A 5757-nucleotide genomic window follows, 5' to 3' on the forward strand; every position below is an offset into this window, starting at 1 on the left:
GCCTCGACCATGGGCTCGTCGGCCTGCTTCGGGGGGCGCACGGTCCACAGCATGGCGGCCACAAGCAGCCCGTGCGCTGCCGCGGCCAGGGCCCACGAGCGCGTGCGGCCGCGCGTGCGCGGCGGTGCGAACTGGTCGTGGTCTTGCAGGTTGGGCATGGGATCGAGGGCGGGCGGCGCTGCTTACTGGGAGGACTTGACGCCGAAGGCCACGCGCTTGACGCCTGCCGACTGCAGGGCCGACATGGCGGCCATCACCGTTTCGAAGGGCAGCTTCTTGTCGGCCGAGATCAGCACGGCGCTGTCGTCGCTTTGCTGGCTCTGCCAGTCGCGGGCGGCCGTACCCAGTTCCTTGAGCGTGACGGTCTTGTCGAGGTTGCCGGCCTTGATGCGGATGCCGCCGTCCTTGTCGATCATCACGTCGGCGCGTTTCGGAGGCGTGCGCGCGGCCTTGCCGGCGCTGGGCACGTTGATGGAGCCGGGCGTGAGCATGGGGGCCGTCACCATGAAGATGATGAGCAGCACCAGCATCACGTCGATGAAGGGCACCATGTTGATCTCGTTGACGGTGCGGCGGCTGCGGCCGCCGCGCGAGGCTACTGCGGGCATGTGCTCACTCCTTGCTGGCTGTGCGCGAATTCAATGGCCGGACGCGGTGCTGGAGCCGGTCGCACCCACGTTGCGCTGCAGGATGTTGGAGAACTCTTCGATGAAGGTTTCCTGCTGGCTGGCCACGCGGTCGATCTGGTGGGCATAGCGGTTGTAGGCCGTGACGGCCGGGATGGCGGCGAACAGGCCCATGGCCGTGGCCACCAGCGCCTCGGCAATGCCGGGGGCCACGGTGGCCAGCGTGATCTGCTCCATGTTGGCAAAGCCGGTGAAGGCGTGCATCACGCCCCAGACGGTGCCGAACAGGCCGATGTAGGGAGAGACCGAGCCCACGGTGCCCAGGAAGGACAGGCCCGACTCGACCTCGTCCATCTCGCGCTGGAAGCTGGCGCGCATGGCGCGGCGCGTGCCGTCCATCAACTGGTTCACATCGGCGATGCGGCGCTCGCGCAGCTTCTGGTATTCGCGCATGCCGCTGGCGAAGATGCGTTCCATGGGGCCGCCCTGCTTGGCATGGTGAGCGGCCGAGGCGTAGAGATCGTTGAGGCTGGTGCCCGACCAGAAGTCCTGCTCGAAGCCGTCGTTGAGCGAGCGCACGCGCTTCAAGGTCTGGGACTTGCGGAAGATGGTGGCCCAGCTGGCCACCGAGGCGCCCACGAGGATCAGCATGACCAGCTGCACGACCCAGCTGGCCTGCAGCACGAGGCTGAGTATGGACATGTCATGGGAGTTCATGAGAGTTGCTCCAGGATGCGGTTCGGAATTCTTGCGGGGCGCATGGTCGAGCCATCCACCCATCCAATGCGGATCGTGCCTTCGCACAACAGGGGCGGCGGCGCCTTGCCATCGCCGGCGGATGCCAGCAGCGCCTGCTGCCGTATTGTCAGCGAAGCGCGCCCGCTGCTTTGCAGCGCGGCGGTAACAAGGAGTTGGTCATCGAGCCGGGCCGCCCGCAGGTATTGCAGCTGGGCCTGGGTTACGACAAACATGCCGCCCGTTTGTTCCCGCAACTGCTGCTGGCCTATGCCCAGGGCGCGCAGCCACTCGGTGCGGGCGCGCTCGAAGAACTTGAGGTAGTTGGCGTAGAACACGATGCCGCCGGCATCGGTGTCCTCCCAGTAGACGCGGATGGGAAATTCGAAGGCCATGTGCGGCGGCCCTCAGGCCAGCAGGCGCTGCAGGCGGCGCACGGCCTCCTGCAGCTGTTCCATGGAGTTGGCCGTGGAAAAGCGCACGAAGTCGGCGGTCTCGAATGTGCCGAAGTCGCGGCCCGGCGTGATGGCCAGGTGGGCGCGCTCCATGACGGCGTAGGCAAAGTCCCAGCTGCCCTGGACGCCGAGCTTGGCGGCAGCGGCACGGCAGTCGGCCCAGGCGTAGAAGGCGCCGTCGGGCTGCACGGGCACGGGCAGGCCCAGGGCCTCGAGCGCGGGGATGAAGAAGTCGCGCCGGGCCTTGAACTCGGCGCGGCGGCGCTCGTACTCGGCAATGGACTCGGGCTCGAAGCAGGCCAGGGCGGCGCGCTGCGAGACGGTGCTGGCGCAGATGAAGAGGTTCTGCGCCACGCGCTCGACCACGGGCACCATGGCCTCGGGCACCACCATCCAGCCCAGGCGCCAGCCCGTCATGTTGAAGTACTTGCTGAAGCTGTTGATGCTGATCACGTCCTCGCCCAGCGCCAGCGCGGTCTGGCCGAAGGCGTCGTCATGCGACAGGCCCAGGTAGATCTCGTCGATGATGGTCAGCCCGCCCCGGGCGCGCACCACGTCGAGGATGCGGCGCAGCTCGGCCGGCGCAATGGAGGTGCCGGTGGGATTGGAGGGCGAGGCCAGCAGCACGCCGCGCGTGTGCTCGTTCCAGGCGGCCTCGACCTTGTCGGCGCTCAACTGGTAGCGTTCGGCGGCCGTGGTCGGCACCATCACGGCCCGGCCTTCGGCTGCGCTCACGAAGTGGCGGTTGCAGGGATAGCTGGGGTCGGGCATGAGGATTTCGTCGCCCGCGTCGATGGTGGCCAGGCAGGCCAGCTGCAGCGCGGCCGAGGCGCCGGCCGTGACCACGATGCGCCGCGCCGGCACATCCACGCCGAAGCGCTGCGCATACCAATGGCTGATGCGCTCGCGCAGCTGGGGCAGGCCCAGGGCCGGCGTGTATTGCGTGGCGCCGTCCTGCACGGCGCGCGCTGCGGCCTCCTGCACCAGCGGGGGCGCGGTGAAGTCGGGCTCGCCGATGTTCAGGAAGATCATCGGCGTGTCGCTGTCCGCGCAGCCGCGCGCCATCTCCTGCGCCGCCTTGGCGATCTCCATCACGTAAAAGGGCTCAATGCGGTCGGCGCGGGTCGAAAACTTCATGACGGGTGAAATCCTGGAAGAGGCGCCCGCGCCCGGCAGGCGCGGGCGGGCCATGGATGGCCGGATGCGGTGGGGCCTGTGCCCCGAAGACCCGAGGCGCGGCGTCAGCCGGCCTGGTCGGCAGCGTCGTCCGCTGCTGCGTCCGTGGCGGCATCTGCTGCCGCGTCGGTGGCAGTGCCTGCCTTGGCGGCCGCGGGCTGCGCGGGCGCGGCGCCCTTGCCCGCACGGTCATGCTCGACTTCGGCCGCGCGCAGCGTGGGCGCCAGGCCGTTGAGCACGGCGTTCACGTATTTGTGGCCGTCGGTGCCGCCGAATTCCTTGGCCAGCTCGATGCACTCGTTGAGCACCACGCGCCAGGGCACGTCGGGGCAGTGCTGGAATTCATACACGCCGATCCACATGCTGGCGTGCTCTATGGGCGAGATCTCGGCCATGGTGCGGTCCAGCTTGGGGGCGATCAGCGCGTCCAGGTCCACCTGGGAGTTGATGCAGCCGCGCAGCAGCGCGTCGTAGTGCACCGAGTCGGCCTTGTGAAAGCCGGACAGGTCGCGCGTGAAGCGGTCGATGGCCTCCACGTCGTTGCCGCCCACCAGGTGCTGGTACAGCGCCTGCAGCGCGAATTCACGCGCGCGGCTGCGGTTGGACTTGGAGGCGGCCTTGCGCGCGCCGGTGCTGGTCAGGCCGCCGCGGCTTTGGCGGGGAGGGCGGCCCGAGGCCGGTGTGGATTGTTCGTCGCTCATGTTCGGGCTATGGTTTGGAGCAGGTTGGCCATCTCCACGGCGACCCGGGCCGCATCGCGTCCCTTTTCGGTCTGGCGCGCGATGGCCTGCTCGGTGTTCTCGGTGGTGATGATCGCGTTGGCGATCGGCAACTGGTAGTCCAGGGCCAGGCGCGTGACACCCGCGCCCGATTCGTTGGCCACCAGCTCGAAGTGGTATGTCTCCCCACGGATGATGCAGCCCAGCGCCACCAGGGCGTCGTAGCGGTCGGACTCGGCCATCGCCTGCAGCGCCACGGGCACTTCCAGGGCGCCGGGCACGGTGACGTGGTCGATGTTTCCGGCCTGCACGCCCAGGGCCAGCAGCTCTTCGCGGCAGGCCTGGGTCAGGCTGTTGGTGATGCTTTCATTGAAGCGGGCCTGGACGATGCCGACGCGCAGCTGCGTGCCGTCGAGGTTCTGGGCCTGGCCCTTTTCTGCATTCAACATTTCTTATTCCTTGGGGATGTAGCCGCTGATCTCGAGGCCGTAGCCGGCCATGCTGGGCAGGCGGCGCGGCTGGCCCATGAGCTGCATGCGCTGCACGCCGCATTCGCGCAGGATCTGCGCGCCCACGCCATAGGTGCGCAGGTCCATGCGGCCGCGCTCGGGTGCCTGGGCGGCACGGGCGCTGCCGTCGAACTGGGCCATCAGCTGGTCGCCGGTCTCGCCGCAGTTGAGCAGCACGGCCACGCCGTGGCCCTGGCGGGCGATGTATTCGAGGCTGGAGTCCAGGCTCCAGGAGTGCAGGGTGCGGCCGGTCTCCAGCGCATCCAGCACGGACAGCGGCTCATGCACGCGCACGGGCACGGGGGTGTCGGCTTCCCACCGGCCCTTGACCAGTGCCAGGTGCACGGATTGGCTGGGCAGGTCGCGGAAGGCATGGGCGATGAACTCGCCATGCGCCGTCTGCAGCGGGCGCGTGCCGACCTTGCTGAGCAGGGATTCGTTGCGGCTGCGGTACTGGATCAGGTCGGCGATGGTGCCTATCTTCAGGCCGTGCTCGGCAGCGAACAGCTGCAGGTCGGGCAGGCGGGCCATGGTGCCGTCGTCCTTCATGATCTCGCAGATCACGGCGGCGGGGCTGCAGCCGGCCAGGGCGGCGAAGTCGCAGCCGGCCTCGGTGTGGCCGGCGCGCATGAGCACGCCGCCATCGACGGCCTGCAGCGGGAAGATGTGGCCCGGCTGGACCAGGTCCGTTGGCTTGGAGTCCTTGGCCACGGCGGCCTGCACGGTGCGCGCGCGGTCGGCGGCGGAGATGCCGGTGGTCACGCCCTCGGCCGCTTCGATGGAGACGGTGAAGGCCGTGCTGTACACGGTGCCGTTGCGCGCGGCCATGGGCGGCAGCTTCAGGTATTCGCAGCGCTCGCGCGTGAGCGTCAGGCAGATCAGGCCGCGGCCGAAGCGCGCCATGAAGTTGATCGCCTCGGGGGTGACATGGTCGGCGGCCAGCACCAGGTCGCCTTCGTTCTCTCGGTCTTCCTCATCGACGAGGATGACCATGCGGCCCGCGCGCATGTCGGCAATGATGTCTTCCACCGGCGAGATGGGCACGGGGGACGTGGAGTTGTTCATGGAGTGCCTTCTGGAGGAGCCGGGTCGTGCGGACGGGGCGCGGCACACGCGCCGGCTCCCTCTGCCTGGCAGGCGTCAGAAGTGGGCTTCCAAAGAACGTGTGGCGCGGCGCAGCCGCTGTCGGCAATCGGCATGACCCGGAATGACCTTGCGAAAGCGCACATTCTATTCCAGCGGCCATCGGCCGCAGGCGGCGCGGGCTTTGGCCGGGTTCAGGGGCCGGGGTCCTGCAGCACCACATCGCCTTCGGGATAGGCGATGCAGGGCAGCACGCAGCCCTCGGCCCGCTCCTCGCGCGTCACGCCCGGCCATTCGATCTCGTAGCGCACGCTGCCCGAGACCAGCTGCCCGATGCAGGTGCGGCAGGTGCCGTTGCGGCAGGAGCTGGGCCAGTCCACGCCGCCCTGCTCCAGCGAATGCAGCAGCGGCTGGTCGGCCCAGGCATCGACCTGCAGGCCGCTGGGCGTGAGGC

The 5757-nt window shown here is 68.9% G+C and carries 8 protein-coding genes and 1 pseudogene; all 9 read right to left on the bottom strand.

Annotation, left to right across the window (positions count from 1 at the left end):
• Window positions 1–158, bottom strand: a pseudogene (locus A9976_RS31695) (protein TolA); the annotation flags it as partial.
• A 24-nt stretch (window positions 159–182) separates the two neighbouring features.
• A complete protein-coding gene (locus tag A9976_RS00015) occupies window positions 183–608 on the bottom strand; it encodes a biopolymer transporter ExbD (RefSeq protein WP_183017290.1) in 426 nt (141 codons plus the stop codon).
• A 30-nt stretch (window positions 609–638) separates the two neighbouring features.
• On the bottom strand, window positions 639–1343 hold the full coding sequence (gene tolQ, locus A9976_RS00020; protein WP_183017291.1) for a protein TolQ: 705 nt from the start codon (window positions 1341–1343) through the stop codon (window positions 639–641).
• Entirely contained in the window at window positions 1340–1756 is a 417-nt protein-coding gene (gene ybgC, locus A9976_RS00025; RefSeq protein WP_183017292.1) for a tol-pal system-associated acyl-CoA thioesterase, read from the bottom strand. The genes tolQ and ybgC overlap by 4 nt, the downstream gene beginning before the upstream one ends.
• A gap of 12 nt (window positions 1757–1768) precedes the next feature.
• On the bottom strand, window positions 1769–2953 hold the full coding sequence (locus A9976_RS00030) for a pyridoxal phosphate-dependent aminotransferase (RefSeq protein WP_043796416.1): 1185 nt from the start codon (window positions 2951–2953) through the stop codon (window positions 1769–1771).
• Between the two features lie 104 nt (window positions 2954–3057).
• On the bottom strand, window positions 3058–3693 hold the full coding sequence (gene nusB / locus A9976_RS00035; RefSeq protein ID WP_183017293.1) for a transcription antitermination factor NusB: 636 nt from the start codon (window positions 3691–3693) through the stop codon (window positions 3058–3060).
• Window positions 3690–4160 (bottom strand): 6,7-dimethyl-8-ribityllumazine synthase, encoded by a 471-nt coding sequence (gene ribH / locus A9976_RS00040; protein ID WP_183017294.1) that lies wholly within the window; start codon window positions 4158–4160, stop codon window positions 3690–3692. The genes nusB and ribH overlap by 4 nt, the downstream gene beginning before the upstream one ends.
• Before the next feature lie 3 nt (window positions 4161–4163).
• Window positions 4164–5285, bottom strand: coding sequence for a bifunctional 3,4-dihydroxy-2-butanone-4-phosphate synthase/GTP cyclohydrolase II (gene ribBA, locus A9976_RS00045; RefSeq protein WP_183017295.1), 1122 nt, complete (start codon window positions 5283–5285; stop codon window positions 4164–4166).
• Window positions 5286–5497: 212 nt separating this feature from the next.
• Window positions 5498–5757: 2Fe-2S iron-sulfur cluster-binding protein (locus tag A9976_RS00050; protein WP_259649052.1), on the bottom strand; the 260-nt coding region annotated here is incomplete at its 5' end.

Origin of the sequence: Delftia sp. UME58 (assembly GCF_014170385.1) — a bacterium.
GTDB lineage: Bacteria > Pseudomonadota > Gammaproteobacteria > Burkholderiales > Burkholderiaceae_C > Comamonas > Comamonas acidovorans.